This window comes from Brachybacterium sp. ACRRE (assembly GCF_022346485.1).
GTDB lineage: Bacteria > Actinomycetota > Actinomycetes > Actinomycetales > Dermabacteraceae > Brachybacterium > Brachybacterium halotolerans.
On sequence record NZ_JAKRMO010000002.1, the window covers coordinates 46,726 to 71,982 of the forward strand.

Genomic DNA, 25,257 nt, shown 5'->3' on the forward strand with positions numbered 1-25,257 from the left:
GCATCCTCTGCGGGTCCGTCCTGATGAGAGTTCACTCCAGAGGATTCTCCTGCGGGGGCAGCGCCTCGATGAGCGGGTGGTCCTTGTCGATGACACCGGTCTTCGCGGCACCGCCGGGGGCGCCGAGCTCGTCGAAGAACTCGACGTTGGCGTTGTAGTAGTCGGCCCACTCGTCGGGCAGATCGTCCTCGTAGAAGATGGCCTCGACGGGGCAGACGGGCTCGCAGGCGCCGCAGTCCACGCACTCGTCGGGCTGGATGTACAGCGACCGATTCCCCTCGTAGATGCAGTCCACGGGGCATTCGTCCACGCAGGCGCGATCCTTCACGTCCACGCAGGGCAGGGCGATCACATAGGTCACGCTCGCGGCTCCTTCCTCGCTCGCTCCTGGCTCGTCGCGGGTGATCCCGCGTCCCTCGACGGTAGAACCTCACGCGCGCTTGAGGTCAATCCGCGGTGATAGCGTCGGCCGCCCCTGCTCAGGAGAGGCGCCCGCATGACCTCCTACGACGTGACCGAGAACGACACCGCACAGGCGCTCGGGAGCGGGGATGTCCCCGTGCTCGCGACGCCCCGGCTGCTCGCCTGGATGGAGGCCGAGACCGTCCGCGCGGCCTCCGCGCATCTCGATGAGGGACGCACGAGCGTGGGCACGGCCGTGCGGATCGTGCACGCGGCGCCGACGCCCGTGGGCGGGACGGTCGAGATCACGGCCGAGGGGCCCGCCGACCCGGCGCAGCGCACCTGGACCTTCACCGTCCGGGCGACCGATGCCTGCGGCCGGATCGTGGGCGAAGGCGAGATCGACCGCGCCCCCGTGGACCGTGAGCGCTTCCTGGAGCGCCTCGCCCGGTGACGCACCGGGCCTGACGCCGCACGCCCTCTCCGGCACCGCGCACCCCGGCCCTTGACCTCACGTGCACTTGAGGTCCTACGGTCGAAGACGTCCTATCAGCCAGAGGAGAGGAATCCACCATGGCGGAGTACACGCTTCCCGATCTCGACTATGACTACGCGGCGCTGGAGCCCCATATCTCGGGCCGGATCATGGAGCTGCACCATGACAAGCACCATGCGACGTATGTGAAGGGCGCGAACACGGCGCTGGAGAAGCTGGCGGCGGCGCGCGAGGCGAACGATTTCGGGTCGATCAACCAGCTGTCGAAGGACCTGGCGTTCAACCTGGGTGGTCACACGAACCACTCGATCTTCTGGAAGAACCTCTCCCCGGAGGGTGGGGACAAGCCCACCGGTGAGCTGGCGAGCGCGATCGATGAGTACTTCGGGTCGTTCGATGCGTTCCAGGCGCAGTTCACGGCGGCGGCCCTGGGGATCCAGGGGTCGGGCTGGGCGATCCTGGCGTATGAGCCGATCGAGGGGAACCTGGTGATCGAGCAGTTCTACGATCAGCAGAACGGGATCCCGGTCGCGACGGTGCCGCTGTTCCAGCTGGACATGTGGGAGCACGCGTTCTACCTGGATTACCAGAACGTGAAGGCTGATTACGTGAAGGCGATCTGGAACATCGTGAACTGGGCGGATGTCCAGGCGCGGTTCGAGAACGCGCGCAGCACGAAGGGCCTGGTCAACCCCGGCGCCTGAGCGCCTCGACCCACCTGACCCGCTGACCCCCGCGGAGCACCGCTGAGGGTCCGCGTGTGATCGGCCGACGGCCGGTCCCTCCATGCGAGGGGCCGGCCGTCTCGGCATCCCGCAGCTGCGCCGCCCGGTGCGGTGCCAGTGGGACCACTCCGCGCGCGCGGAGGCGTCGGCTCATGTGGCCGGTTCGTCGGGCAGCGGGGCGTCCGGGAACGGGTAGTCGACGAAGGCTAAGGCCGAGCCGTCGGGCGCCCAGCTGGGGACGTTGATCGTGCCCTGGCCGCCGTCGAGGGCGAGCAGCGTCGTCGGCCTCGTCCAGTCGTCGACCTCGACCATCCGCAGCTCTACGGGGCGGTCCGCGGGGTGCCCGACCGTGCCGGGCGGGAAGCTCAGGTAGACGGCGACGTCGCCGGTGGGGGCGATGTGCGGGAACCAGTTCACGCGCTCGTCGAAGGTCAGCTGCTCGATGCCGGTGCCGTCGGGCCGCACCCGGGCGAGCTGCGCGTGGCCCGGCGTCGTCGAGAACTGCTCGGTGTTCAGCAGGATCCAGGAGCCGTCGGGCGTCCATTCGCAGCCGTCGGCCGGACCGGGATCGGTGGTGACCCTGCGGTCGTCGGAGCCGTCGGTGCGGATCGTGTGGATCAGGGCCCGGGACCAGGCCTCCTCACCGCTGAGCTCGATGCGCACGTAGCCGAGCAGGGACCCGTCGGGGCTCACGCCGTGCAGGAAGTGCCAGACGCCGTCCTCGCTGGTCACCCGATGTATCGGGGAGCCGTCGAAGGGGACGTGCCAGATGTGGTGGTCGCTCGCGGAGGCGAAGACGCCGGTGCCGTCTGGGGCGAGCACGTGGTCGTTGTTGACGGGCGGCAGGCCGGGCGCGTCGAGCCGCTGAGGGTCCTGTGAGCCGTCGGGCGGGAGGGTCCACAGAGCGCCCTCGGCGTTCACGAGCAGCAGACCGTCGGCCCGCCAGTTTGGCGCCTCGAAGAGGCGATCGGCCGCGACGTGGACAGTGCGGATCTCCCCGCTGCCCCGCTCCCACACCCGGATCCGGGAGACCTGTCCGGCGGCGAGCGTGCGCCAGGGGACGGCCGACGAGGTGGGGGACGTGCTCATCTTCGGGCTCCTTCGCGACGGCGGACGACGGCCTCCTCGCAACCCGCGGCGCCCGATGGGGCAGGCCGCAGTCACAGGACCGGGGTGCTCAGGCTAGTCGCGTGCGCACGGCGTGTCCTGGGGCGTCCGCCTCGTCGCGCCGTCGTCGGCCCGTCCCCGCGCCGCCTCGAGCAGCAGGCGATGGAAACGGTCCTCCCCGGTGACCTCCGGGTGGAAGGCGAGGCCGATGCGGTCGCCCTGGCGCACGCCCACCACCCGGCCGTCGGGCAGGGAGGCGAGCACCTCGGCATCGGCGTCCCTCCCCGCCGTGCCCCCTCCGACCTCCTCGACGAGCGGAGCGCGGATGAAGGCGCTGCGCACGGGCGGCCCATCGAGCGCGGGCGTGACCAGGTCGGTCTCGAAGGAGTCGGTCTGGGTGCCGAAGGCGTTGCGGCGCACCAGGACGTCGAGGCCGCCGAGCGTCTCCTGGCCCGGTGCGGCATCGAGGATCCGGTCGGCGAGCAGGATGAGACCCGCACAGGTGCCGAGCACCGGGAGACCGTCGCGGATGCGCTCGCGCAGCGGGTCGCGCAGGCCCGTGAGCCGGGAGAGGCGGTCGATGACGCTGGACTCGCCGCCCGGCAGCACGAGCGCATCCAGACCCTCGAGATCCGTCGGCCGGCGCACGCGCACCACGTGGGCGCCCAGGCCCCGCAGCACGGCCTCGTGCTCGCGCACGTCGCCCTGCAGGGCGAGGACCCCGACACGCACCTCGGCGTGGGCGCTCTCCTCGCGCGCTCCGTCGGCCGCCTCGGGGCTCACCAGCCGCGCTCGGCCAGGCGGTGGGGCGCGGGGAGGTCCGCGACGCTGATGCCGACCATGGCCTTGCCGAGCCCGCGCGAGACGTCGGCGACCACGGCGGGGTCGTCGTGGAAGGTCGTCGCCTGCACGATCGCCGCGGCGCGCTTCGCGGGGTCGCCGGAGGTGAAGATGCCCGAGCCGACGAAGACGCCGTCGGCCCCGAGCTGCATCATCATCGCGGCGTCGGCCGGGGTGGCGATGCCGCCGGCGGTGAAGAGGACGACGGGCAGGGTCCCGGTCGCCGCGACCTCTGCGACCAGCGGATACGGGGCCTGCAGCTCCTTCGCGGCGACATAGAGCTCCTCCTCGGGCAGGGAGGACAGGCGGCGGATCTCGGCCCGGATCGTGCGGATGTGACGGGTCGCCTCGGAGACGTCGCCGGTGCCGGCCTCGCCCTTGGAGCGGATCATCGCGGCGCCCTCGGCGATGCGCCGCAGGGCCTCACCGAGGTTCGTCGCCCCGCACACGAACGGCACGGTGAAGTCCTGCTTGGCGATGTGGTGGGCGTGATCGGCGGGAGAGAGGACCTCGGACTCGTCCACGTAGTCCACGCCCAGCTCCTGGAGGATCTGCGCCTCGACGAAGTGGCCGATGCGGGTCTTCGCCATCACGGGGATCGTCACGGCCTGCTGGATCTGCTCGATGAGCTGCGGGTCGCTCATGCGGGCGACGCCGCCCTGCGCGCGGATGTCGGCGGGCACGCGCTCGAGGGCCATCACCGCGACGGCGCCCGCGTCCTGCGCGATCTTCGCCTGCTCGGCGTCGACGACGTCCATGATCACGCCGCCCTTGAGCATCTCGGCGAGGCCGCGCTTGACGCGGACGGTGCCCGCGGCGGGCTCCTGCACGGAGTCGGCGCTGGTGGCAGGGGTGGTGGATGCGGGTGCGCTCATGGCGACTCCTCGGGGTGCATCGGTGCGAGCGTGGATGGGTGCGGCGGGTGGTGGTGCCAGGTGGTGGTGCCGAGTGCTGGTGCGCGGCGGTCGTGCAAGGTCCTGGATGCCGGTGACGAGTGGTGGCGCACACGCCGCATGAACTATGACCTAGGCCAAAACGTAGCACGGCCCGGGTCATTCATCGAGGGTCGTTCGGCCGACGGTCCGCCCCTAGACTGCGGAGCGTGGACGACGGCGAGCAGCAGACGGTGAACGCGCAGGACAGCGCCCCCACCACCGCATCGACCGCTGCATCGAGCGCCGCGTCGGCCGCCGGCATCACCGGGTCCACCGCTCTCGAGATCGCCGACAGCGTGCGCGGACTCGTCGAGCGCGGCGTGCTGGGCGCCGGCGATCCGCTCCCGCCGGTCCGCGCCCTGGCCGAGCAGCGGGGGGTCAACCGCAACACCGCCGTCGCCGCCTATCGCCGACTCTCCCGCGCGGGCATCGTGGTCGCCCAGGGTCGCGCCGGCACCCGCATCGCCGGGCGTGCCCGCATCCCCCAGGAGGGCGCGGCCCCGGCGGGCCCCCTGCGCGATGTCGCGAGCGGCAATCCCGCCCCGCGCTTCATCCCCGATCCCTCCCGTGCGCTGCGGGCCGTGACCGGCCGGCCCGTGCTGTACGGCGAGCCCGTGGTCGACGCCGACCTCGAGGCGTGGGCGCGTCAGTGGATGGAGCCGGATGTCCCCTCGACGCGGCACATCACCGTCACCGGCGGCGCCGTCGATGCGATCGAGCGTCTGCTCGCCCAGGTCCTCGAGCGCGACGACGCCGTGGGCCTCGAGGACCCCTGCTTCCTCGCGAGCATCCAGACCGTGCGCCTGGGCGGCTACCGGCCCGTGGGCATCCCCGTCGACGACGAGGGCATGACCGTCGACGGCCTCACGGCCGCGCTCGAGACGGGGGTCCGGGCGATCGTCTGCACCCCGCGCGCCCAGAACCCCACCGGGGCCTCGCTCAGCGCGCGCCGCGCCGAGCAGCTGCGCACGGTGCTCGCCGACCACCCGTTCGTGCTGGTCATCGAGGACGACTACTACTCGATGCTCGCCCGCGGCCCCTTCCGCTCCATCGTCGGCCCCGGGCACGAGCGCTGGGCCCTGGTCCGCTCGGTCTCGAAGTTCCTAGGACCCGATCTGTGCCTCGCCCTGGTCGCCTCCGACGAGCGCACCGCCGCGCGCCTCGCCCTGCGCCTGAGCCCCGGCACCACCTGGGTCAGCCACCTCCTGCAGCGCATCGCCCACGCCCTCCTCTCCGACGAGGACTCCCGCACCCTCATCGACCGCGCCGCCGAGCACTACGCCGAGCGCGGCGCCCGGATGCGCGAGCTGCTGCGCACGCGCGGGCTGGAGGTCCCCGCGCAGGACGGCATGAGCCTGTGGGTGGGCTGCGGGGTCGATGCACGCGTCGTCTCCGAGCGCCTGATGCGCCGCGGCTGGCTCGTGCGCACCGGCGGAGAATTCGACCTCGGGGCCGACGACGGGCCCACGGCCCGGCGCGACGGAGCGTCGGCCGACGAGCACCTGCGGATCACCGTGCACGACCTCGACGACGCGGAGGCACAGGCGTTCGCGGACGATCTGGTCACCTCCGTCGACGAGGTGCGCGAAGGCGACTGACCTGGACTTCCGTTCGCGTCAGGTCAGCTGCGAGGGCCGTGTCAGGGGCGGGGACCCTCCCCGGCCCGAGAGGCCTCGGCGATCGTGGCCTCGCGCAGCAGCTGCAGACGGGCCCCCCGATCGGCCTCGTGGCGCGAGCGGGCGATCGCCCGCGCTGCCGCCGCATCCCGGTCGCCGACGGCCCGCAGCATCTCGGTGCGCGAGGCCAGGGACTCCTCCCAGCGTCCCGGCACCTCGAGCAGCGCGCTCGCCCCGGGCGCCAGGTGGACCGCCAGGGCCTCGAGCAGCTCGCTGAGCACCGGATTCTGCGCGGCGGTCCACAGCGCCCGATGAGCGGCCAGATCGCGCCGGGCTAACTCGGCGGGGTCGTACTCCTCGAGCGCGCGGTCCCGGTCCAGGAGTGCCTCGAGCCGCAGCACGTCCTGCACCGTGCGATGCACGGCGGCGTCGCCGGCGATCTGCTCCTCCAGCGGGATGCGCGCGTCGTGCGCCTGCAGGAGCGCCTGCGGATCCACCCCTCGCACCTCCAGCCCGCGCGCCGCGCGCACGGCCAGCCCTGCCTGCTCGAGCCGCGACAGAGCATCGCGCACAGGCGTGCGGGAGACCTCGAAACGGCTGGCCAGAGCCGTTTCACGCAGGGGAGTGCCAGGGGCGAGCTCGCCCTCGAGGATCTCGCTGCGCAGCGTCGTGAAGACGCTCTCGCGGTCGTTCCGGGCGGCCATGTCGGTGCCTCTCGTGCGTGGATGAGGACGGGTCGTGCGGGAGTGCGGATCTGACATAGACGCACTGCTCCGAGAAGTGTATCCCAAGACTGCTAGAACCGAGGCACCTGGATCGATCAGCGATCACTGCAAGCCGGTAGATTTCAAGCGAGAACACTGGGATACACAGTTGCAATCCACGCGCGCAGGCAGCGCATGGATGTCGCGGCAGCTCAAGCTCGGATCCTCCCCGTCCCCGCCCAGGCCTCGTACGATGAGCCCACGTCACTGCAGGCAGGAGCCCGGTCAGCGGCCCGCCGCCTCGAGAGGAGCTCGCGATGGACCTGGTCACGACGCTGCACGTGGAGCTCCCCGGGTGGCTCTTCGCCCGCCTCGAGGAGCTGCCGCCCCTGCTCCCCACCGTCGAGGAGCAGATGGACGTGGCCGACGAGCTGGCCGACATCACCTGGCGCTCGGGCGACGGAGGCCCGTTCGCCGCGCTGGTGGTCGAGGAGGACGGGACCCTGGTCTCCGTGGGCGTGAACCTCGTGCCCCGCACCGGGCTCAGCGCTCTGCACGCGGAGGTCACCGCGCTCTCCCTCGCCCAGCAGCGGACAGGCAGCTGGGATCTCGGTGCCGGCGGCGCGCGTCGCCGGCTCGTCGTCAACGCCCGCCCCTGCGTCCAGTGCTTCGGCGCGGTGCTGTGGAGCGGCGTGCGCTCACTCGTGATCGGGGCCGACGGTCCCGAGGTCGAGGAGGCCACCGGATTCGACGAGGGCCCGATGGTCGCGGACTGGGTCGAGCAGCTCTCCGCGCGCGGCATCGACGTCGCCACCGGTGTGCGCCACGCGCAGTCGCTGCAGGTGCTGCGCGACTTCGGCGCCTCGGCCTCCCTCGTCTACAACGCGCGCGGGGAGTGAGCGCCTGGGAGGCGGTGTCGAGCTGACTCGCCCCGCGTCTCAGCTCAGCCCGTAGGGCAGTTCGGGATGAGCGAGCGCGATCCCCGCCAGACGGTTGTACTTCGCGACGCGCTCTCCGCGCGCTGGCGCCCCGGCCTTGATCTGGTCCACCCCGGTGCCGACGGCGAGATCTGCGATGAAGTCGTCCCAGGTCTCGCCCGAACGGTGGGAGATCATGCAGGCCATCGAGGCCTCACGGGCGGTGCGTATCGCCGCGAGGGTCTGGGAGACGGTGCCGATCTGATTGGGCTTGATGAGCACCGCGTCGGAGAGTCCGCGCGCGGAGCCATCACGGATCCGCACGGGGTCCGTGACATAGAGGTCGTCTCCCACCAGCTGGACACGTCCCCCCAGCTCACGGGACTGGACTCGCCATCCTTCGAGATCGTCCTCCGCGAAGCCGTCCTCGAGGCTGCGGATCGGATAGTCCCTGAGCAGCTGCCGGTAGACGTCCACGAGCTCTTCGCGGTCCAGGTCTCGGCCCGCGACGCGATAGATGCCGCCGCCGCGATGGAACCCATTGGCCGCGGGATCCACGGCGATGGCCATCTCCTCACGTCCGGGCACGAGCCCTGCCCGCCCGATCGCCTCCATGAGCAGGTCGAGCGCCTCCCGAGGTTCGGAGAGCGCGGGGGCGAAGCCGCCCTCGTCGCCGAGGCCCGCCGTCCCGTACCGCTCGCGGACCAGAGCGCCGAGAGCATGATGCGCCTCGGCACCCATGGCGACCGCCTCGGCCTCGTCACGTGCGCCGACGGGCGCGATCATGAACTCCTGCAGGTCCAGGTCGTTCGCGGCGTGTGCGCCGCCGTTGAGCACGTTGAAGTGGGGGACCGGCAGCAGAGGGGTGCTCCCGGTGCGCGCCGCGAACCACTCCCACAGCTCCGAGCCGGCGGCGTGGGCGAAACCTCGCGCGAGCACCATCGACACAGCGACGACGGCATTCGCGCCGAGGTTCGCGTACCCCCGGGTGGAGTCGAGCTCGGCCATCGCCGCGTCGGCGTCCTCGAGCTCCGACCAGACGGGACCCACGAGAAGCTCGGCGAGGGGCGACTCGACGCTGCGCACGGCGCCCTCGACCCCCTTCCCGGAGAAGGCGGGACCGCCGTCACGCAGCTCGACGGCCTCGTGGGCACCGGTGGAGGCCCCCGCGGGGGAGGCCGCGCGCAGCAGCGCTCCGTCGTCCGTCGTGGCCGCGACCTCGACGGTCGGGAAGCCGCGCGAGTCGAGGATCGGACGGGCGCGCAGGGAGGTGAGGACGAGATCGTTGGTCATGGTGTGCTCCTCGGGTCGGGTCGGGTCGGGTCTGGACTGGTCGGGTGGGCTCGGATCGGATGGGGTCGTTTCAGGGCGTGCCGGTGGAGGGCGGCTCGTGGTGCGCGGGATCCGCGGTGCGTTCCGCTCAGTCGTCGGTGTCCCAGGGCAGGACGTCATCGAGGCCCACGGGGTCCAGCGGCACCACCACGAGCGGGCGGTGCTGGCGATGTGCGAGCTGCACGGCGACCGAGCCGCTGACGAATTCGCGCACCGACTCGCGCAGACCCTTCTGCCGGGTGCCGACGACGATGAGGGCGGCCGCGACCTCGTCGGCCAGCTGCGCGATCTCCCGGGCGGGCGCTCCGGCGAGGGTGCGCATCTCCCAGCTCACGCCGTGGACGTCGAGCACGCGGTGGAGCTCGGCCGCCAGAGCGTCATCGGCCGCCCCCGTGGAGTCCGGGTCGTCGTCTGCCGCGTCGGGATCCAGCGGCACCGTCACCACGGCGCCGTCGGCACCCGTGGTGACGGTCATCTGAGCGGGATCCACCCACGCGCACACGAGATGCGCGCGCAGCTCGCGCGCCAGCCGGGCGGCCGTGGTCACGACGGCCTCGCTCTGGTGCGGGGCGAGGCCGACGACGATCGTCGGCACCTCGGACGGAGCCGTTTCGGGGTGCTGCGGTGCTGGATCTGTGGTCATGTTCGTTCCTCCTCGAGAACTGCCGATGTGTCGGACCGCGAGCGCGGGTCGGCCAGATCCGTGCCGAAAGCGCGGTCGTAGAGGTCGACGCCGAAGCTCGTGCGCAGCGGCGGGCCCTCCGCGAGGCGGTAGCCGCCGTCCCGCGGGGCCCGCAGGAATGCGGCGCCCACGCCCTCGTCCTGCGCGAGGGAATCGGCGAAGTCGAAGAGGTGGGTGACGGTGCGGATCTGCACACCGCCGTCGACCAGTGCGCGGGTCACCTCGAGGAGCAGCTCGGAGCCCTCGGCCTCGTCGGTGGAGGCGAAGGACTCGTTGCAGAGCAGAAGGTCGGCGGGTGCGATCGCCTCCACGATCCTGTGCATCCGCTCGAGCTCCTCGTCGAGCTTGCCGTGCACGAGCTGCGAGTCCTCCTCGCGCGCGAAGTGCGTGAGCACGCGGCTGACCGGCCGGGCGGCGAACTGCTCGGCGGCGACCACCATGCCGGCCTGCATCATCAGCTGGGCGAGCCCCAGGGCCCGCAGGAGCGTGGACTTCCCGCCCTCGTTCGCACCCGTGACGACGAGCAGTCCGGCACCGCGCAGCTCCAGGTCGTTGCCCACCGGCGCCTCTCGGCGCTGCAGGGCGAGGCACGGATCGTAGATGCCGAGCGTCGCGGTCGTGTCGGACGTGGACGGATCCGGCCAGCACACCGGTGCGTCGAGATCGCGCAACGTGTCGACCAGGCGCACAGCGCCGCGATAGAACGCCAGTTCACGCCGCAGATCCCCGAAGAAGCCGGTGACCTCCTCGACGGCGCTGGTGGTGAGGTGGGCGAGGTCCTCGAGAGCGCGGTCGCGCAGCGCTGCGAGGGCTTCGCCGCCCGCCTGGTCCCGCTCGGGGAGCACGAACGTCTCGCGCGGATGGCCCATCGGCATCCGGGCTATCAGGCGGGGGTGGGTGAGCCCGGTGCGCCGTGCCAGGACCGGTTCGACGGTCCCGTCGATCACCGCGCCGGCCGTGACCAGCAGGCCGTCCGGCAGGGTGAGCTCGCGCAGCAGAGCGCGCAGGTCCGCGAGGGCCGACGGGGAGGTCTGCTGGTCCAGCCGTGCTGCGAGATCGCGGAACGCGGGGGAGGAGAACTCGTCCTCGATCCCCGCGCACAGCGTGTGGAGGACCTCGAGGTGGTCGGCGAGAGCACCGAGCCGGCGCACGTTCGAGGAGAGCTCCGAGGAGGGGTGACCGCGCAGCGGCAGCCAGAGGATGTCCCGGCGCACCGCGAGCGCGTCCTGGCAGAGCGCGAACAGCTCCTCGACCCGCTCGCGATGATGCAGGCAGTCCGAGAGCGCGCGCTGCCGGTGCTCGATGACGGCGGGATCGGACCGGGGATGCAGGAGCACCTGCCGGGACGCGTCGCGGGTGAGTCGGTCCCCGTCGGACATCGCCGCGAGCAGACGCTCGAGGTGCAGGTCGTCGGCGAGGTCGTCGGCGAGCTCCGGGGGAAGCGGCTCGGAGGGAGCGGCGGGCACGGAACCGGCGCGCTCTCGGGCTGGGCGACGGGTGCCGACGGGATCGAGCAGTCCTGTCCTCATCGCGATGCCCCCAGCTCGTGCAGGTGCGCGGCGATGAGGGCCGGGGACAGGCCGTGGCGCTCGGCCAGCGCCCGGGCGAAGGCGCGCCCGGCGGCAGGAGCGCGCACCACGCGCAGCGTGCGGCGGGCGGGGTCCTCGGGATCCACCTGGGCGACCATGCTGACGGTGGCGGGGCCGAGCCGGGAGAGCTCATCGATGAACGTCACGCACACCGCGCTCGCGCCGCGGTCGATGATCCGTTCGAGGACGTCGCGGGTGAGGACGCGCGCGTCGGCCAGGGCCGTCGACGCGAACGCCTCGTTGATGACGAGCACCGAGCGAGGGGTGGCGCGCTCGAGCATGGAGTGCAGCCGCGTCACCTCGCGGGCGAGTCTTCCCTCGACCGCATCGAGGTCCTCCTCGCGCTCGAACAGGCACATGACCTGGTCGGTCAGCGGGATTCTGGCGCTCGCCGCGGGGACGGGGCATCCCAGGGCGGCGAGGTGGTGCAGCTGGCCGACGGTGCGGGCGAGCGTCGTCTTCCCGCCCTGGTTCGGGCCCGAGACCACGAGGATCCTCTCGGCGCCGCGCAGCGAGACGTCGTTGGTGACGACCTCGCTTCCGTCGGCGGTGAGTCGCGCGCCGAGCGCGAGGTCCCAGGCGGACTCGACCTCGAGCCTGTGATCGTCGGCCGCCGAGGGCGCGGCGCTCGTGACCTGCGGGATGCAGACCGGCAGTCCGGCCCGGCGCATCAGGGAGAGCATGTCCCGCAGGGCCAGGTAGAAGCGGACCTCGTCGGCGAAGCGGACCAGCACGGGATCCCGGAAGTCGGCGGTGCGAGCGGCGATCTCGAGGATCGGGTCGAAGAGCTCCGGCGCCATCGCGCTCGCGTGCTCGAGCATCCAGAGCTGGACGTGGTCGAGCATCTCCGTCGACTCATTCGCCTCCGTGGTCGACTCCGCCGCCGCCGCCGCGTCGTCGTCCGAGCCGCTCGCGTGCTCCGCGCGCTCGTCACGGGGCCCGGCGGGGCCGGGATCCGCGAAGAGGGAGAGCACCGCGCGCGTGTGCTCGACCAGGTCGTCCGTGGTCCGGTGCGGGCCGACGACGACGCGGCCGGGGCGCAGGAGGGCGTCGTAGCGGAACGCGGCGAGGTGCTCGCGCGCCGCACGCGCGTCGGCCGCGAGGCTCGTGAAGGTGGGCGAGCGCCGCAGGGATCTCACGTGCTCGGTGAGCAGATGCCAGCCGTCGCACGTCGTGCTGCCGGGAGCGTCGCCGGCGGTCTTCTCGTCTTCGAGAGATCCGTCGTCCGCCGGGCCCTCGTCGGCCGTGATCCGTGCGGCGAGGAGGGTGTCGAGCGCGTCCACCGCTCCTGTCCACACCGTGAGTGCGCGGCAGTGCAGCAGCACGCTCAGCAGCGGGGAGCGGGAGTCGGCCGCCGCCGTCTCGAGGCGCGCGGAGTGCGCCGCGGCCTGCAGGAACGCCTGGACCCCTCGGCGAAGGTCCTGGTCCTCGAGAGCGGTGAAGACGCGTTGGCGGTAGGTGATATCCGCGGGATCGGAGAGCGGATGGCTCCATGCAGCGCGCGCTGCAGGAGCGCTCTCCGCGATCCTCGTGAGGACCTGGTCCAGGGCGAGGTCGTGCAGGGCCGAGGCGGCATCTGCGCTCGCATCGAGGGCCGGGGCAGCGCCGCGCGGCCACAGGATGCTGGTGAAGACGGACTCCGATTCCGGGCGCACCTGTGACTCCTCTCGTCACAGGCGCCATCGGCCGAAGCGGTTCGGGCTCTCTGCCCCGGCGAGCACCATCGCCACGGCCAGGATGCACCTTGCGCAGGGACTCCACAAGACCCCGGAGCGGCGCATGCCGCCGAAGATCCGCGCGACGCGAGCACTCACATCGGCGGTCCGCGCTGTGACGCACCCGTCCTTGCCAGCGGAGGATCGAGCGCGCACACTATAGATGAATCTTCAACAACACACGTCGGCCCTCGGGAGGGGCGGCCGTGAGGCCGAAGCCGACGACGAAGGAGAGAGCCATGACCGCGACCGCGTCCGTGACCGATGAACTGCACCTGAACCCTGAGACCGGGATGGACGCCGTCACGCTGCGCGTGGGCGATCTCGAGAACATGGCGTCCTACTACGCCAACGCGCTCGCGCTCGAGCCGATGGAGGAGCGCACCCGCGGCACCGAGGTGCACCGGGTGCTCGGCCGCGGCCAGGTGCCGATGATCCGCCTCATCGGCACGCCCGGCCTGCCCGCCGTCGACCCGCGCGCCGCGGGCCTGTTCCACACCGCGTTCCTGTTCGAGGACCAGGCATCCCTCGCGGCGACCGTCGCCCGCGCCGCCTCCGATCCGCGCAGCCGGTACGTGGGCTCGGCCGACCACCTGGTCTCCGAGGCCTTCTACTTCACCGACCCCGAGGGCAACGGGATCGAGCTCTACATCGACCGTCCGCGCGACCAGTGGACGTGGCGCAACGGCGAGGTGCAGATGGACTCGCTGTTCCTCGAGCCGAACGCGTACCTCACCGCGCACCTGGACCAGGACGTCGTCGCCGCCGGCCCCGCGCGCGCGGGCAAGGTCGGGCACGTGCACCTGCAGGTCGGGGACGTGCCCACCGCCCGCCGCTTCTACATCGACGCCCTCGGCTTCGAGACCACCGTGGGCAACCACCCCGGCGCCCTCTTCGCCTCCGCCGGCGGCTACCACCACCACGTCGCGATGAACGTGTGGAACAGCGCCGGCGCCGGGCCGCGGGCCGCGACCCTGGGCCTCGGCGACGTCGCGATCACCGTGCCCGGCCGCGAGGACCTCGACGCGCTCGTGGCCCGCCTGCGCCGCGCGGGCATCCAGTACGCCGACGAGTCCCATCGCGTCGTCGTCCACGACCCCTGGGGCACGCAGGTCAGCCTTGCGATTCCCGGCACCAGCGCCGAGGAGCTTCTCCGCCGCTGAGCCGAAGGCCGACGGGCCCCGGCGGGCGCCGGGGCCCCGGGGCCGGTCAGGCGCTTGCGACCGGGGAGGCCGTTCGGGCACCCGTCACCAGGGGAGGATGCCGTAGCCGCCGTCGCCGTCGCCCTCCGTGGTCCACAGGTGCCCCCAGAGCACACCGCTCGGGCCGTCCTCGGGAAGGGTCGCGAGATGCACGCTGGGCTCGGCGCCCTGCGCGACGGGGCGGATCCCGCGGTGCTGGGTGAAGTCGGTGTCGGTGAAGCCCGGGTTCGCGGCGTTGACCTTGATCGGGGTGTCCCGCAGCTCCTTGGCGTACTGCACGGTCATCATGTTCACCGCCGCCTTCGAGCTCGGGTACTGGATCGAGGCGGGCGTGCCGCTCACCGGGGAGCCCGGGTTCACGGTCGCGTCCATCGAGCCGATCTCGCTGGAGACGTTGACGATGCGCGCCGCGGGCGCCCTGCGCAGCAGCGGCAGGAACGCATTGGTCACGCGCACCACCCCGAACACATTGATCTCGTAGACCGAGCGCATGTCCTGGATCGAGGTATCGCTCGGCGCCGCACGGTGGCCGCCGACGCTGGGCACGCCGGCGTTGTTGACCAGGGCGTCGAGGTGGTCGTACCGGGCGGAGACCCACTGCTCGGCCGCGCGCACGGAGTTCTCGTCGGTCACGTCGAGGCGGACGGCGTGGGCGTCGATGCCCTCGTCGCGCAGGCTCTCCTCGGCGGTGCGCCCGCGCTCCTCATCGCGCGCGCCGAGCAGCACGGTGAAGCCGAGGCGCCCCAGCTGCCGGGCCGTCTCGAAGCCGATGCCCTTGTTGGCGCCCGTGATGAGGGCGATGCGGGCGGTGGCGGTGGCAGGGGCAGTGGTCTCGTGGCTCATGCTCGCGAGGCTACGCCGACGGGGACGGCGCGAGCTGGGACGGTGCCGGGCTCGTCGATGTCGAAGGGAGGCGACCTCAGCGGAAGCGCGGGTCGTCGTCCTGGTCGCGCAGGGAGCCGAGCTCCGTGATCGGTGCGCCCTCGAGCTCCGCGCGCACCGCCGCGTCGTCGAAGTCCAGGAGCTTCGTCGCCAGCTCGTGGGCGTCGCCGTCGCCCACGAGGTGGTGCAGACGATCGGCGTCCCAGCCGTCGGGCTGCTCGCCGGCCTGCACCCGGCGCAGCGCTGCGACCAGCTCGGCGAAGCCGAAGATCCCGCCGGAGTCCTCGGGCGGACAGGCGCCCTCGCCGCCCAGCAGCTCGGCGGTCTCGACGGTGCCCTCGCTCGTGCCGGCGACCGCGACGCGATGCTCCCAGTCGTCCCCCATGTCGTACAGATAGGTCAGGACGGTGCCGTCGCCGAGGGCGTGCTCGAGGGTCACGCCGCGCTCCTCGGCCTCCTCGGACTCCGGCTCGAGGAGCCATCGCACGCTCGCCGTCCAGTAGCTCTCGCCGCGCCCGAAGCCGTGCCGGTGCCTGTCCTCCCAGCCCATCGCGATCTGCAGCACGTGGTGCAGATCGGTGAGCTGCACGTCGGAGGGCACGCGCACCTCCCGCCACACGGCGGGCTCGCAGTCGACGAGGGTCACGCGGAGATCGAGGATCGTCATGCGGCCCACGGTAGGCCGTTCGATGGGCGTCGGCCCGCCGCTCGAGCGAGCGACGGACCGACGGGGTGGGGAAGCGGGTGCGGCTCAGGCCTGGGGAAGGTGCTGCTCAGGCCTGCTGGAAGGAGAGGCACTCTGCGGCGGCGCCGGCGCCCGGACCCATGCGCACGGAACCGGCCGAGCACTCGAGGTCCTTGTTGAACACGCAGTCGGTCTGCTGGCACGCGCCCACCTGGGAGACGACCTTCGAGAGGCCGCCCTTGGTGTCCAGGGGGATGAACGTGGCGCAGTCGTGATCGGCATCGACCGTCACCGCGAATGCGGTGCAGCCGTCATGGTTGTAGGAGCACCCGGTGACCGAGCACTCGGTCACCTTCGGCATCTCGATGGCGGTCATGTCTCCTCCTGTGCAGGTCAGCGCCCCTATCGCGGGCTCTGCAGAAAGAATAGACGCGGGATGCGCAGAATTCTAGAAAGGAATACCTGCCTTACCCCTTAAGGCGACGAAGGCATTTCGAAAAGCCCCTGCTTTTCTAAAAGCCGTGTGGTTCGTAAATGCGTGTGCGGCCGAACGCCCCGGGCGCCTGCACGGCGGCCCCCGAGGACCTGCACCGCGGTCCCCGCCGGTCCTCCGGGAGTGTCCCCTGGACTCAGTGGCCCCCGCCGGTATAGAGCTCGGGCGCGGGCAGGCCGCGCTCGGAGCGGACCCGACGGCTGATGCCCTCGGTGGCGATGAGCGCGTCCACGACCTGGCCCGCCGTCACCGGGAACGGCATCGCATGGATCGTCTCGCCCTCGACGGTCGCGGCCTCGGCGACGGCCTCGATCTCGTCGCGGTCCTCCGGGCTCAGTCCGATCTCGGTGAGCGTGTTGGGCAGGCCGACCTGCGTGGTGAAGGCGATGAAGTCCTCGATCTCCGCCGTGGGTGCGCCCTCGAGGATCAGCTGCGCGAGGGAGCCGATGTTGACCTTCTGGCCGTGGGTGAGGCCGTGGGTCTGCGGGGCGGCCGTGAGCCCGTTGTGGATCGCGTGCGCCGCGGCGAGGCCGCCGGACTCGAAGCCCAGGCCCGAGAGCAGCGTGTTCGCCTCGACCACCGCCTCCAAAGCGGGCGTGACGACGTGCGCGGCGACCGCGTCGAGCGCCGGCAGCGCGTTCTCCCACAGGATGTCCCAGCTCAGCTCCGCGAGCGCGGTCCCGGCGCGGGTGGGGCGCCCGCCCGCCATCGCGTCGGCCGTGCCGCGGCGGGTCGCTCGGGCCTCCAGCCACGTGGCCAGGGCGTCCCCGATCCCGGCGGCGAGGAAGCGCACGGGGGCGTTCGCCACGACCTGAGTGTCGATGAGCACCAGGTCGGGGTTGCGCGGGAAGAAGCGGTACTCGACGAACTCGCCGTCGGCCGTGTAGATGACGGCGAGCGAGGACGTCGGCGCATCGGAGGAGGCCGCCGTGGGCACGCTCGCCCAGCGGATCCTCGCGAGATGGCCCGAGGCCTTCGCGGCGTCGATCGTCGACCCGCCGCCGAGTCCGACGATCACGTCGTGCCCGCCCGCGGCGATCACGTCGACCAGCGAGTCCACGGCCTCCGGGGTCGCGAACCGCTCGAAGCCCACGCGGGTCGCGGGAAGATCAGCCGCGGCGAGCGCATCGGTGACCTGCTGGGAGAACAGGCCCCACACGGTGTCGTCGGCGACGATCAGCGGATTGCGGCCGAGGGCGGCGAGGTGGGTGCCGAGCTCGTCGAGCGCCCCTTCCCCTGGACGTAGCGGCTGGGGCTGGCGAGGACGCTGAGCGAGGACGAGGTGGTGGAGGGCATGGCACGGCGCTCCTTCGGGCCGACGGTCGGGCCCGCCGCTGCGGGCCCCTGATGCCCCCGAGTCTTCGCCCGGGTCGAGGCGGCGGGCAACGGGGGTTCTCGTCGGCCGAGAAGGCGCCCGGGAGAGTCTGCTCAGGCGCGGACGCGCCGCGCCCGCCACCCGTCCCAGGCCCAGCAGAGTGCCGCGAGGGCGCACATGATCACCAGGATCAGCCCGCCCACGGTGAGCGCGCTGGCGTAGCCCACCCGCGGGATGTCGATGAACGGGTAGGGGTACCAGCTGGTCACGGCCCCGTGGACGAGGGTCCAGACCAGGTAGGCGAGCGGGAAGACAAGGCTCGCGGCGAAGGTGCGCGCGTGCACGTGGCCCCGCGGACCGATCACCAGCCACACCACCGGCGCGAGCACCGGGACCAGCATGTGCTGGACGGTATCCAGGATCGTCGGCATGCCGGGAGCGATCACCGCGCCCGGGCGCAGCAGGAACCAGTTCACGACCCCGGTGATCACGATGCCCGTGACCGCGTTGAGGGTGAGCACGCGCAGGAGCGGCCCCGGACGTCGGCCGACCGTGAGCGAGACCGCGACGAGGGCGACGAACAGGTTCGTGAGGATCGTGAAGTAGGAGAAGTAGCGGATGACGCTCACGATCAGGCCGGGCCCGTCGGCCGGGGAGAGCGCGGTGCCCACGGTCTGCACGAACGAGCCGCACATCCCGAACACCGCGCACACCGCGACGATCCCCCAGAGGATCCGCGGGGCCGCGCCGGGCGGGGTGGTCGCACCTCCGGTGCCAGTCGAGGTGGGCGGGGGAGCGGACGCGGCGCTGGGCATGCACGCATTGTCCACCCGAGGGCGACCGCCCCTCAGTCCCGAGCGCGCCGGGCTCGTGCGAAGCCGACCCACACGAGCGCCGCGATCAGCACCGAGCCGATCGCGAGGACGGCCCCTCCCACCAGCACCGCGCCGGTCACGCCCACCGCGGCGCCCAGCAGGGCGAGCGTGAGGCCGTTGCCGGTGCGCAGGCCGCTGCCGATCATGTTGTAGACCCCGACAACGCGTCCGCGCTGCTCGATCGGGGCGCGCAGCTGCACGACGGCCTGGCCGATCGACATCGCGGCCATGTTCGCGACGCCCCCGACCACCAGGGCGATCACCGCGACCGTGTAGTGCGAGGTGGTCGCGACCACGACCGTCGTGAGCCCGAAGAGGAAGGTCGCGACGACGGCCGCGCGGGTGTCGGGCCGCACGATCCCGGTGGCCTCGAGCAGGATGCCCCCGAGCACCCCGCCGGCGCCGTTGGCGAACAGCAGCACCCCGTAGCCGAGCCCCGCGGAACCCGCGCCGAGGGCGTCGGCGAAGGAGGGCATCGAGACCTGCAGCGAGGAGCCGACGCACACCGCGACCAGGCCCGCGAGCACGATCATCGCGATCAGCACCGTGTCGGAGCGCACCGTGCGCAGCACCGAGAAGGAGTCCAGGATGCTCAGGCGCTCGCGGCGCACGAAGCCGCTGCGGGTGTGGCCCGTGAAGGGGGTGCGCAGCATGAGCAGCGTCATCGGCAGGTAGAACAGGACGTTCGCGAAGATGCCCCATGTCGGCCCGAGCGCCAGCATCAGCACCGATCCGACCACGGGCCCGGCGAGCACGCCGAGGCTGCGGAAGGTCGCGTTCAGGCGCACGGCGCCGGGGAGGTCGTCGGGCTCGGCGAAGTCGTGGAGAAGGAGCTGCTCGGCGGGGGCCCACAGCGCGCCCGCGCAGCCGTGCAGGACCAGCAGCACGCACGCGTGCCACATCTCCAGCGTGCCCGTGAGGAAGAGGACGCCCCAGGCCAGGGACACGAAGGCGAACAGGCCCTGGGCGATCTGGATGATGCGCCGGCAGTCGAAGCGCTCGGCGAGCCCGCCGAACCACACCGACAGCAGCAGGAACGGCAGCCAGTGGCTGATCACCTCGAAGCCCACCAGGCCGGGCGAGTGGAACTGGTTCCACAGCACCCAGTAGGTGATGACGTGCTCGATGTTGTCGCCCATCATCGAGAGCCCCGCGGTGAACAGGTAGGGGCGCGAGTGCCCGTCGCGCAGGGCCGCGAAGCGCCGGGGTGCGGTGGCGGTCGTGCGGATCATCTCCTGGGGTGGGGGCCGGTGCGAGGAGGGCCGACGGGGGCGAGCACCGACCGCGGATGACCCTAGACCGCTCCGCACGCCCAGGTCATGAGTGGGTCACTGGATGGTCGGGCCGAGGGGTCCAGGGTCCGGATCTGCGACGCGACGACGCGGACGACGTGGGCGACGCGGACGACCGCGCAGAGCGGGCAGGGCGATCCCCGCGACCGCGGCGAGGAAGGCGCCCTGCATGAGGGTGCGCGGAACCAGGTGGTCCCACCACGGCAGGTCGTCGCCGGTCAGGGCGAGATGCACGTTCGCCGGGAACATGGCGACGAGGAGGATGCCCAGCCCGCGCGCGGCCCAGGGCGCCAGCCGGCGGTCCAGGAGCCCCAGCGCGCCGAGCAGCTCGAGGACCCCGGTCACGGTGACGACGGCCCCCGGCCACGGGAGCTGCCCCGGGACCATCGCGATGAGCTCCTCGCGCTTCCCGATGAAATGGACGGTGCCGGTGAGCAGGAACATCGCGCAGACCCCGGCACGCAGGGCGACGCCCTCGGGATCCGGGTGTCCGCGGCGGCGCGCGATGACCTCCGAGACGCCCGTGACCGTGACCAGGACGATCAATGGCTCCATGGCTGTTCCTCCCTCGCGATGATGCCGGTGGACATCTGCTGACGATTTCGGTTGACAGTGTCAAGCCCTGGGGCGAGGCTAGAACCCCGACTTGACACTGTCAAGCGTCGGCGCGACAGTGGGGGCATGCCGCGATCCGACGAGAGCCCGAGCGCCGCACGGGACACCGACCTGCGCGCGAGCCTGCTCGCCGCGGCCGAGGCCGAGCTCGCCGAGCACGGTCCCGAGGGACTCCGGCTGCGCGCCGTCGCCCGCCGGGCGGGCGTCTCCCACGCCGCCCCCGGCTACGTGTTCGGAGGGATGCGCGGCATGCTCACCGCTCTCGCGACGAAGGGGTTCGGTGCGCTCGCCGACCGGCTCGCGGAGGCGGGGGATCCCGCTCCGCTCACCGCCCTGGGCGAGGCGTACGTGCGCTTCGCCGGGCAGGAGCCCACCCTGTTCTCGCTCATGTTCCGCACCGCCCTGCTCGAGACGGGCGACCCCGACCTCATCGCCGCCCAGGAGAGGGCCTTCGCGCCGATCGCCGCACACGGCGAGACCCGCGAGCACGCCGTCATGTTCTGGGCCCTCGCCCACGGCGCCGCGATCCTCGAGCGCGACGGGCAGCTGACCCGCGCCGTCCCGGGCGAGGGCGACGACGCTCCGGCCGAAGGGGTCGTGCGGCTCTTCGCGCAGACCCTGGGGGAGTGAGCGCACCGCGGACCCCGTCCAGATCCCGCGCCCGGGCTTGACGCGCGAGCCCCCGCGGGGCTTCAGTTGGCCCCTGGATTCCGGGACGACCCGCCCCGGCACGACGACGTGGAAGAGGGGCAGAGATGGACGCATCGCGCGTGCGAGAGCTCTCCGACATGGCCACCATCAGGCTGCAGAACAAGCCGGGCACCGGGTCCTCGACCCGCGGCGGCTGGATGATGATCTCGACGATCCTCATCGAGGCGTGGGACCTGTACGCGATCTCGTTCCTGCTGATCTTCATCAAGAACGAGTACGAGCCGACGGCGGTCCAGCTGGGCCTGGCCACGGCGGCCGTCCAGGGCGGTGCCCTGGTGGGCGCGCTGATCGGCGGCTACGTGGCCGACCGTCTGGGTCGCAAGAAGGTCTTCCTGCTGACGATGGCGCTGTTCATCGTGCTGGCGATCGTCCAGGGCTTCTCCCAGAACATCTGGGACCTGATCATCATCCGCTTCCTCATCGGCATCCCGCTGGGCAGCGACATCTCCAACGGCTACGCCTACATCATGGAGTCGATGCCCAAGGGCAAGCGCGAGCAGATGGGCAGCCGCTGGCAGTTCATGTTCGGTCTGGGCGAGGTCGCCGCGATCGTCATCGTCACGATCATGTACGCGACCGGCATGCCCCACGAGATCCTCTGGCGCGTGGGCCTCGCCCTCGGCGCGATCCCCGCGATCATCCTGCTGATCTCCCGCGTGAACCTCCCGGAGACCCCGCTCTCGCTCGTGCAGCGCGGGCGCTTCCGGCAGGCCAAGCAGTCCTCCGAGAAGCTGTTCGGGGATCCGCTGGAGATGCTGCCCGACGAGGACGTCGAGCTGCCCCGCGTGAAGGTCAGCGACTTCCTCAAGGTCATGTGGGCCGACCCGATCAAGAAGCGCAGCACCATCTTCGGCTGGATCTCCAACGCCATGCAGGGCGCCGAGTTCACCGCCTTCGGCTTCTACCTGCCGGTGATCCTCGTGGTCGCCGGCGTGGGCGTGAGCACGAGCGGCGACGGCACCGAGAGCTACATCGGCACCAACCTCATCACCGCGCTCATCTACTGCGTGGCGACCGTCTCCGGCTTCACCGCCCCGATCGTGCTGCCCAAGCTCGGCCACCGCGGGCTCGCCATGGCCGGCTACGGGATGGCGTTCATCGGACTGGTCGCGGGCGCCTTCGCGCTCGGGGCCGACATCAAGCCGCTGATCGTGATCGCCGCGCTCGTGCTCATGTGGGGCCACTACTGGGACGCCTCGAACGGCATGACGATCGTGTCGATGGTCGCCCCGCCGCGCTTCAAGGGCACGGCATCGGGCTTCGGCTACGTGTTCGTGAAGGCGGCGTCGTTCTTCGGGGCCTTCGTCTTCCCGATCATGACGGCCGCCTGGGGCCCCGTCGGCGCGACCCTCGCCGTCTCCGTGCTCTCCCTGACCGGCTTCCTCTCGGCCAAGTTCATCCTGCCGGAGGTCTACGGCTACGTGGAGTCCGAGACCGCCCACCTCCAGGAGGCGGCGCTGAAGGGCGAGCCCGAGGCATAGACGCAGACGCAGATGAAGACGCAGTCGACCACGCCCACGGTCGCCGCGACGACGACAGCACGCTCACGACGAGAGGACACCATGCCCGTTCCCGCCTACCCGGCCTCCGACTTCCCCGAGCGTCCGACGGCGATCGTCACCGGCGCCGCCTCCGAGCGCGGCATCGGCCGCGCGACGGCCCACCGGCTCGCGCGCGACGGCTGGGCCGTCGCCGTGCTCGACCTCGACGGCGCCGCGAGCGAGGCCGTCGCCGCCCGGATCACCGAGGAGACCGGCGTCCCCGCGCTCGGCCTCGGCGTCGACATCTCCGACGAGCAGGCCGTGATCGACGCCGTGGCCCGCATCGACGCGGAGCTGCCGCAGCTCGTCGGCGTCGTCAACAACGCCGGGATCTCCTCGCCGACCCCGTTCACGGAGGTCGGCACCGAGGAGTGGAAGCGAGTGTTCGACGTCAACGTGCACGGCACCTACTTCGTGACCCGAGAGGCGGTGAAGGTGTTCCGCCGCCACAGCCTGGGGCGGATCGTGAACGTCTCGAGCGCCTCGGCCGAGCGCGGCGGGGGCGTCTATGGGCGCGCCGCCTACTCCGGGTCGAAGGCGGCGCTGCTGGGCATGGCCCGCACCTGGGCGCGCGAGCTCGGCGAGTACGGGATCACCGCGAACTGCGTGGCTCCCGGCTCGATCGACACGGACATCATGGGCGGCCGCCTGAGCGACGAGCGCAAGACCTTCCTGCTCCAGGAGCTGCCCGTGGGGCGCGTGGGCACCGTCGAGGACGTGGCCGGGGGCATCGCCTACCTGCTGGGACGCGACGGCGGCTACCTCACCGGCGTCACCCTCGACATCAACGGGGGCTCCCACATCGCGTGAGCGGCGCGCGAGGTGTGTCGTCAGCCCGCGAGGGCGTCCGGGTTCACCACGTGGGGCGGGCGCTCGCCGCGGACGGCGGCGACCATGGCGGCTGCGATGCGGGACTTGAGCTCCGCCTCCGACTCCTCGCTGTACCAGGAGGCGTGCGGCGTGAGCACCAGGTTCTCCTCGTCCAGCAGCGGTGAACCGGCGGGGATCGGCTCGGTCTCGAAGACGTCGAGCGCCGCGGAGCGCGGTCGGCCGGTGGGCAGCGCTGCGAGCAGTGCTTCGGTGTCCACGACGGCGCCGCGGCAGGTGTTCACGAGCATCGCCCCGGTCTTCATGCGCGCGAGGGCATCGGCGTCGATCAGGTGGTGGGTCGCGTCGGTGAGAGGGACGTGCAGGGAGAGGACGTCGCTGCGTGCGAGGAGGTCCTCGAAGGCGAGCACGGGCGTGCCGTCGGCCGAGGTGCTTCCGACCTCGAGCATCGGATCCGCGCCGACGACGGCGAAGCCGAGCGCCCGCGCCTTGGCCGCGGTGGCTCGGCCGATGCGGCCCAGGCCCACGACGCCGAAGGTCTGCTCGCACACGCGGTGCAGGGGCTTGATCGTCTCGAGCCCGTAGCGGCCCGCGCGCACCTGCCTGTCGAGCTGCGCGGTGCCGCGCACCAGGGTCATGGCCAGCGCGATCGCATGGTCGGAGACGTCCTCGATCGAGTAGTCGGGGACGTTGCATACGGGCACGCCGCGAGCGGTCGCCGCCTCGAGGTCCACGGTGTCCACGCCCACGCCGTAGCGGCCGATGGCCCTCAGACCGGGCAGTGCGTCGAGCACGCGAGCGGTGATCGGGGCGTACTGCACGAGGATCGCGTCGGTCCCCTGGGCGGCGGCGATGACCTCGTCCTCGGTGGTGGCCTGGGCCTTCACGAGTTCGATGCCGGCGGCGTCGGCCGCCTGCTGCTCCTCGGCGAAGGCCTCGTGGTCGCAGTCGACGATGGCGATACGGGGTGCGGATGCGGCAGCGGTCGAAGATGAAGATGCGGATGCGGATGCGGGCACGATGCTCCTCCTCGAGCGGGCGTTCATGGGTGCGCGGCGGGCTGCTCCGAGACTATGGGCGGGCGCGATCCGAGCGCATCGCGCGTTCGCTCATTGGCGCGGGTCGCCGGCCGACAGATGCGGCAGCGGCATGCGGGCGGATCGGTCCACGTGCACGAACGGTCAGGTTCCGTGCCGGAACATCGCGTTCCCGGCACGGGACCTGACCATTCATGGGGCCCGCGGGGCTCCGCGCGTCAGTTCTCCTCGAGGGACCCGTCGTAGGCGCAGATCGCATCGACCTTCGCGGCAGACGACGAGTTCGGGTCGAACTCGAGGTCCAGCCACACGTCGACCAGGGCCTTCGCGGACTCGAGGCCGATCACGCGCTCGCCCATGCACAGCACCTGCGCGTTGTTCGACAGGATCGAGCGCTGCACCGAGTAGAGGTCGTGCGCGGTCACCGCGCGGATGCCCTTGACCTTGTTCGCCGCGATCGCGACGCCCAGGCCGGTCCCGCAGATCAGCAGCGCATGGTCGGCCTCGCCGGCCGCGACCTTCTCCGCCGCGTCGACCGCGACGTTGGGGTAGTAGGTGCCGTCCTCACGGCCGGTGACGCCGACGTCGGTCACGGACGCGACCCGCTCGTCGGCCTCGAGAAGAGCCTTGAGCTCCTCCTTGTACCCGTATCCGGCGTTGTCCCCGCCGACGACGATCCTCAGTGCCATGGTGCTGCTCCTCGTGCTGATGCTGGTGCTGG

26 protein-coding genes and 1 riboswitch are annotated in these 25,257 nt (G+C 71.9%); of the genes, 8 read left to right on the plus strand and 18 right to left on the minus strand.

Going from position 1 to position 25,257, the window contains the following annotated elements:
- Positions 1–31: 31 nt before the first annotated feature.
- Positions 32–361: a ferredoxin gene (gene fdxA, locus MHY49_RS01030; RefSeq protein WP_200502004.1), complete on the minus strand. Its 330-nt coding sequence runs from the start codon at positions 359–361 to the stop codon at positions 32–34.
- Positions 362–496: 135 nt separating this feature from the next.
- Between fdxA and MHY49_RS01035 the strand changes: the two genes are divergently transcribed.
- Together MHY49_RS01035 and MHY49_RS01040 are read left to right on the plus strand one after the other, a co-directional pair.
- On the plus strand, positions 497–856 hold the full coding sequence (locus tag MHY49_RS01035; RefSeq protein WP_239201835.1) for a thioesterase family protein: 360 nt from the start codon (positions 497–499) through the stop codon (positions 854–856).
- Between the two features lie 119 nt (positions 857–975).
- Positions 976–1,602: a superoxide dismutase gene (locus MHY49_RS01040; protein WP_228359569.1), complete on the plus strand. Its 627-nt coding sequence runs from the start codon at positions 976–978 to the stop codon at positions 1,600–1,602.
- 171 nt (positions 1,603–1,773) lie between these two features.
- Here MHY49_RS01040 and MHY49_RS01045 read toward each other — a convergent pair whose 3' ends face one another.
- The 3 genes from MHY49_RS01045 to pdxS all read right to left on the minus strand — a co-directional run bounded on the left by MHY49_RS01045 (position 1,774) and on the right by pdxS (position 4,445).
- The gene (locus MHY49_RS01045) at positions 1,774–2,712 is read right to left on the minus strand and encodes a hypothetical protein (protein WP_239201837.1); all 939 of its coding nucleotides are present in this window, start codon (positions 2,710–2,712) and stop codon (positions 1,774–1,776) included.
- 93 nt (positions 2,713–2,805) lie between these two features.
- On the minus strand, positions 2,806–3,513 hold the full coding sequence (gene pdxT, locus MHY49_RS01050) for a pyridoxal 5'-phosphate synthase glutaminase subunit PdxT (RefSeq protein WP_239201839.1): 708 nt from the start codon (positions 3,511–3,513) through the stop codon (positions 2,806–2,808).
- Positions 3,510–4,445, minus strand: coding sequence for a pyridoxal 5'-phosphate synthase lyase subunit PdxS (pdxS, locus tag MHY49_RS01055; RefSeq protein ID WP_255719146.1), 936 nt, complete (start codon positions 4,443–4,445; stop codon positions 3,510–3,512). The genes pdxT and pdxS overlap by 4 nt, the downstream gene beginning before the upstream one ends.
- A gap of 320 nt (positions 4,446–4,765) precedes the next feature.
- Here pdxS and MHY49_RS01060 point away from each other — a divergent pair, with 320 nt between their 5' ends.
- The gene (locus tag MHY49_RS01060) at positions 4,766–6,103 is read left to right on the plus strand and encodes an aminotransferase class I/II-fold pyridoxal phosphate-dependent enzyme (RefSeq protein ID WP_239201973.1); all 1,338 of its coding nucleotides are present in this window, start codon (positions 4,766–4,768) and stop codon (positions 6,101–6,103) included.
- 41 nt (positions 6,104–6,144) lie between these two features.
- On the opposite strand, the gene MHY49_RS01065 is transcribed toward MHY49_RS01060, so the two are convergent.
- Positions 6,145–6,825, minus strand: coding sequence for a GntR family transcriptional regulator (locus MHY49_RS01065; protein WP_239201841.1), 681 nt, complete (start codon positions 6,823–6,825; stop codon positions 6,145–6,147).
- 317 nt (positions 6,826–7,142) lie between these two features.
- On the opposite strand from MHY49_RS01065, the gene MHY49_RS01070 reads away from it, so the two are divergent.
- Entirely contained in the window at positions 7,143–7,724 is a 582-nt protein-coding gene (locus MHY49_RS01070; protein WP_239201843.1) for a nucleoside deaminase, read from the plus strand.
- Between the two features lie 39 nt (positions 7,725–7,763).
- Here MHY49_RS01070 and eno read toward each other — a convergent pair whose 3' ends face one another.
- The 4 genes from eno to MHY49_RS19250 form a co-directional block, all read right to left on the minus strand.
- Positions 7,764–9,035 (minus strand): phosphopyruvate hydratase, encoded by a 1,272-nt coding sequence (gene eno, locus MHY49_RS01075; RefSeq protein ID WP_239201845.1) that lies wholly within the window; start codon positions 9,033–9,035, stop codon positions 7,764–7,766.
- Positions 9,036–9,162: 127 nt separating this feature from the next.
- Positions 9,163–9,717: a universal stress protein gene (locus MHY49_RS01080; protein ID WP_239201846.1), complete on the minus strand. Its 555-nt coding sequence runs from the start codon at positions 9,715–9,717 to the stop codon at positions 9,163–9,165.
- The gene (locus MHY49_RS01085; RefSeq protein WP_239201847.1) at positions 9,714–11,285 is read right to left on the minus strand and encodes a hypothetical protein; all 1,572 of its coding nucleotides are present in this window, start codon (positions 11,283–11,285) and stop codon (positions 9,714–9,716) included. Before MHY49_RS01085 ends, MHY49_RS01080 begins: the two co-directional genes overlap by 4 nt.
- Positions 11,282–13,000 carry a hypothetical protein gene (locus MHY49_RS19250; protein WP_239201848.1) on the minus strand — a complete coding sequence of 573 codons (1,719 nt, stop codon included), beginning with the start codon at positions 12,998–13,000 and terminating at the stop codon, positions 11,282–11,284. Before MHY49_RS19250 ends, MHY49_RS01085 begins: the two co-directional genes overlap by 4 nt.
- A gap of 11 nt (positions 13,001–13,011) precedes the next feature.
- A riboswitch (Fluoride riboswitch) is annotated at positions 13,012–13,082 on the minus strand.
- A gap of 217 nt (positions 13,083–13,299) precedes the next feature.
- Between MHY49_RS19250 and MHY49_RS01095 the strand changes: the two genes are divergently transcribed.
- Positions 13,300–14,223: a VOC family protein gene (locus MHY49_RS01095; RefSeq protein WP_239201849.1), complete on the plus strand. Its 924-nt coding sequence runs from the start codon at positions 13,300–13,302 to the stop codon at positions 14,221–14,223.
- An 84-nt stretch (positions 14,224–14,307) separates the two neighbouring features.
- On the opposite strand, the gene MHY49_RS01100 is transcribed toward MHY49_RS01095, so the two are convergent.
- From MHY49_RS01100 to MHY49_RS01130, 7 genes are all read right to left on the minus strand, one after another.
- The gene (locus tag MHY49_RS01100; RefSeq protein WP_239201850.1) at positions 14,308–15,105 is read right to left on the minus strand and encodes an SDR family oxidoreductase; all 798 of its coding nucleotides are present in this window, start codon (positions 15,103–15,105) and stop codon (positions 14,308–14,310) included.
- 76 nt (positions 15,106–15,181) lie between these two features.
- Entirely contained in the window at positions 15,182–15,811 is a 630-nt protein-coding gene (locus MHY49_RS01105) for a plasmid pRiA4b ORF-3 family protein (protein WP_239201856.1), read from the minus strand.
- A gap of 106 nt (positions 15,812–15,917) precedes the next feature.
- Positions 15,918–16,205 (minus strand): DUF1540 domain-containing protein, encoded by a 288-nt coding sequence (locus tag MHY49_RS01110; RefSeq protein ID WP_200502019.1) that lies wholly within the window; start codon positions 16,203–16,205, stop codon positions 15,918–15,920.
- Positions 16,206–16,458: 253 nt separating this feature from the next.
- A complete protein-coding gene (locus tag MHY49_RS01115) occupies positions 16,459–17,814 on the minus strand; it encodes a glycerol dehydrogenase (RefSeq protein WP_370645933.1) in 1,356 nt (451 codons plus the stop codon).
- Positions 17,751–18,452, minus strand: coding sequence for a Pr6Pr family membrane protein (locus MHY49_RS01120; protein WP_239201858.1), 702 nt, complete (start codon positions 18,450–18,452; stop codon positions 17,751–17,753). The genes MHY49_RS01115 and MHY49_RS01120 overlap by 64 nt, the downstream gene beginning before the upstream one ends.
- Before the next feature lie 32 nt (positions 18,453–18,484).
- Entirely contained in the window at positions 18,485–19,744 is a 1,260-nt protein-coding gene (locus tag MHY49_RS01125) for an MFS transporter (RefSeq protein ID WP_239201860.1), read from the minus strand.
- A 96-nt stretch (positions 19,745–19,840) separates the two neighbouring features.
- Positions 19,841–20,359 (minus strand): DoxX family protein, encoded by a 519-nt coding sequence (locus tag MHY49_RS01130; protein ID WP_239201861.1) that lies wholly within the window; start codon positions 20,357–20,359, stop codon positions 19,841–19,843.
- A 126-nt stretch (positions 20,360–20,485) separates the two neighbouring features.
- On the opposite strand from MHY49_RS01130, the gene MHY49_RS01135 reads away from it, so the two are divergent.
- From MHY49_RS01135 to MHY49_RS01145, 3 genes are all read left to right on the plus strand, one after another.
- Entirely contained in the window at positions 20,486–21,049 is a 564-nt protein-coding gene (locus MHY49_RS01135) for a TetR/AcrR family transcriptional regulator (RefSeq protein WP_239201862.1), read from the plus strand.
- Positions 21,050–21,174: 125 nt separating this feature from the next.
- Positions 21,175–22,611, plus strand: coding sequence for an MFS transporter (locus MHY49_RS01140; RefSeq protein WP_239201864.1), 1,437 nt, complete (start codon positions 21,175–21,177; stop codon positions 22,609–22,611).
- 12 nt (positions 22,612–22,623) lie between these two features.
- Positions 22,624–23,481 carry an SDR family NAD(P)-dependent oxidoreductase gene (locus MHY49_RS01145; RefSeq protein ID WP_239201866.1) on the plus strand — a complete coding sequence of 286 codons (858 nt, stop codon included), beginning with the start codon at positions 22,624–22,626 and terminating at the stop codon, positions 23,479–23,481.
- 20 nt (positions 23,482–23,501) lie between these two features.
- Here MHY49_RS01145 and MHY49_RS01150 read toward each other — a convergent pair whose 3' ends face one another.
- Together MHY49_RS01150 and MHY49_RS01155 are read right to left on the minus strand one after the other, a co-directional pair.
- Complete coding sequence (locus MHY49_RS01150) at positions 23,502–24,518, minus strand: C-terminal binding protein (RefSeq protein ID WP_239201868.1); 1,017 nt, start codon at positions 24,516–24,518, stop codon at positions 23,502–23,504.
- A 236-nt stretch (positions 24,519–24,754) separates the two neighbouring features.
- Complete coding sequence (locus tag MHY49_RS01155) at positions 24,755–25,225, minus strand: ribose-5-phosphate isomerase (protein WP_239201870.1); 471 nt, start codon at positions 25,223–25,225, stop codon at positions 24,755–24,757.
- Positions 25,226–25,257 lie beyond the last annotated feature (32 nt).

What these genes read in the sequence shown, in the direction of transcription:
- MHY49_RS01120 (WP_239201858.1), bottom strand. Translation starts at nt 18,452, where the DNA reads ATGCCCAGCGCCGCGTCCGCTCCCCCGCCCACCTCGACTGGCACCGGA.
- eno (WP_239201845.1), bottom strand. Translation starts at nt 9,035, where the DNA reads ATGACCAACGATCTCGTCCTCACCTCCCTGCGCGCCCGTCCGATCCTC.
- MHY49_RS01110 (WP_200502019.1), bottom strand. Translation starts at nt 16,205, where the DNA reads ATGACCGCCATCGAGATGCCGAAGGTGACCGAGTGCTCGGTCACCGGG.
- MHY49_RS01065 (WP_239201841.1), bottom strand. Translation starts at nt 6,825, where the DNA reads ATGGCCGCCCGGAACGACCGCGAGAGCGTCTTCACGACGCTGCGCAGC.
- MHY49_RS01100 (WP_239201850.1), bottom strand. Translation starts at nt 15,105, where the DNA reads ATGAGCCACGAGACCACTGCCCCTGCCACCGCCACCGCCCGCATCGCC.
- MHY49_RS01135 (WP_239201862.1), top strand. Translation starts at nt 20,486, where the DNA reads ATGCCGCGATCCGACGAGAGCCCGAGCGCCGCACGGGACACCGACCTG.
- MHY49_RS01040 (WP_228359569.1), top strand. Translation starts at nt 976, where the DNA reads ATGGCGGAGTACACGCTTCCCGATCTCGACTATGACTACGCGGCGCTG.
- MHY49_RS01070 (WP_239201843.1), top strand. Translation starts at nt 7,143, where the DNA reads ATGGACCTGGTCACGACGCTGCACGTGGAGCTCCCCGGGTGGCTCTTC.
- MHY49_RS01080 (WP_239201846.1), bottom strand. Translation starts at nt 9,717, where the DNA reads ATGACCACAGATCCAGCACCGCAGCACCCCGAAACGGCTCCGTCCGAG.
- MHY49_RS01105 (WP_239201856.1), bottom strand. Translation starts at nt 15,811, where the DNA reads ATGACGATCCTCGATCTCCGCGTGACCCTCGTCGACTGCGAGCCCGCC.
- MHY49_RS01125 (WP_239201860.1), bottom strand. Translation starts at nt 19,744, where the DNA reads ATGATCCGCACGACCGCCACCGCACCCCGGCGCTTCGCGGCCCTGCGC.
- MHY49_RS01130 (WP_239201861.1), bottom strand. Translation starts at nt 20,359, where the DNA reads ATGGAGCCATTGATCGTCCTGGTCACGGTCACGGGCGTCTCGGAGGTC.
- MHY49_RS01140 (WP_239201864.1), top strand. Translation starts at nt 21,175, where the DNA reads ATGGACGCATCGCGCGTGCGAGAGCTCTCCGACATGGCCACCATCAGG.
- MHY49_RS01085 (WP_239201847.1), bottom strand. Translation starts at nt 11,285, where the DNA reads ATGAGGACAGGACTGCTCGATCCCGTCGGCACCCGTCGCCCAGCCCGA.
- MHY49_RS01145 (WP_239201866.1), top strand. Translation starts at nt 22,624, where the DNA reads ATGAAGACGCAGTCGACCACGCCCACGGTCGCCGCGACGACGACAGCA.
- MHY49_RS01035 (WP_239201835.1), top strand. Translation starts at nt 497, where the DNA reads ATGACCTCCTACGACGTGACCGAGAACGACACCGCACAGGCGCTCGGG.
- MHY49_RS01155 (WP_239201870.1), bottom strand. Translation starts at nt 25,225, where the DNA reads ATGGCACTGAGGATCGTCGTCGGCGGGGACAACGCCGGATACGGGTAC.
- MHY49_RS01045 (WP_239201837.1), bottom strand. Translation starts at nt 2,712, where the DNA reads ATGAGCACGTCCCCCACCTCGTCGGCCGTCCCCTGGCGCACGCTCGCC.
- MHY49_RS01095 (WP_239201849.1), top strand. Translation starts at nt 13,300, where the DNA reads ATGACCGCGACCGCGTCCGTGACCGATGAACTGCACCTGAACCCTGAG.
- pdxS (WP_255719146.1), bottom strand. Translation starts at nt 4,445, where the DNA reads ATGAGCGCACCCGCATCCACCACCCCTGCCACCAGCGCCGACTCCGTG.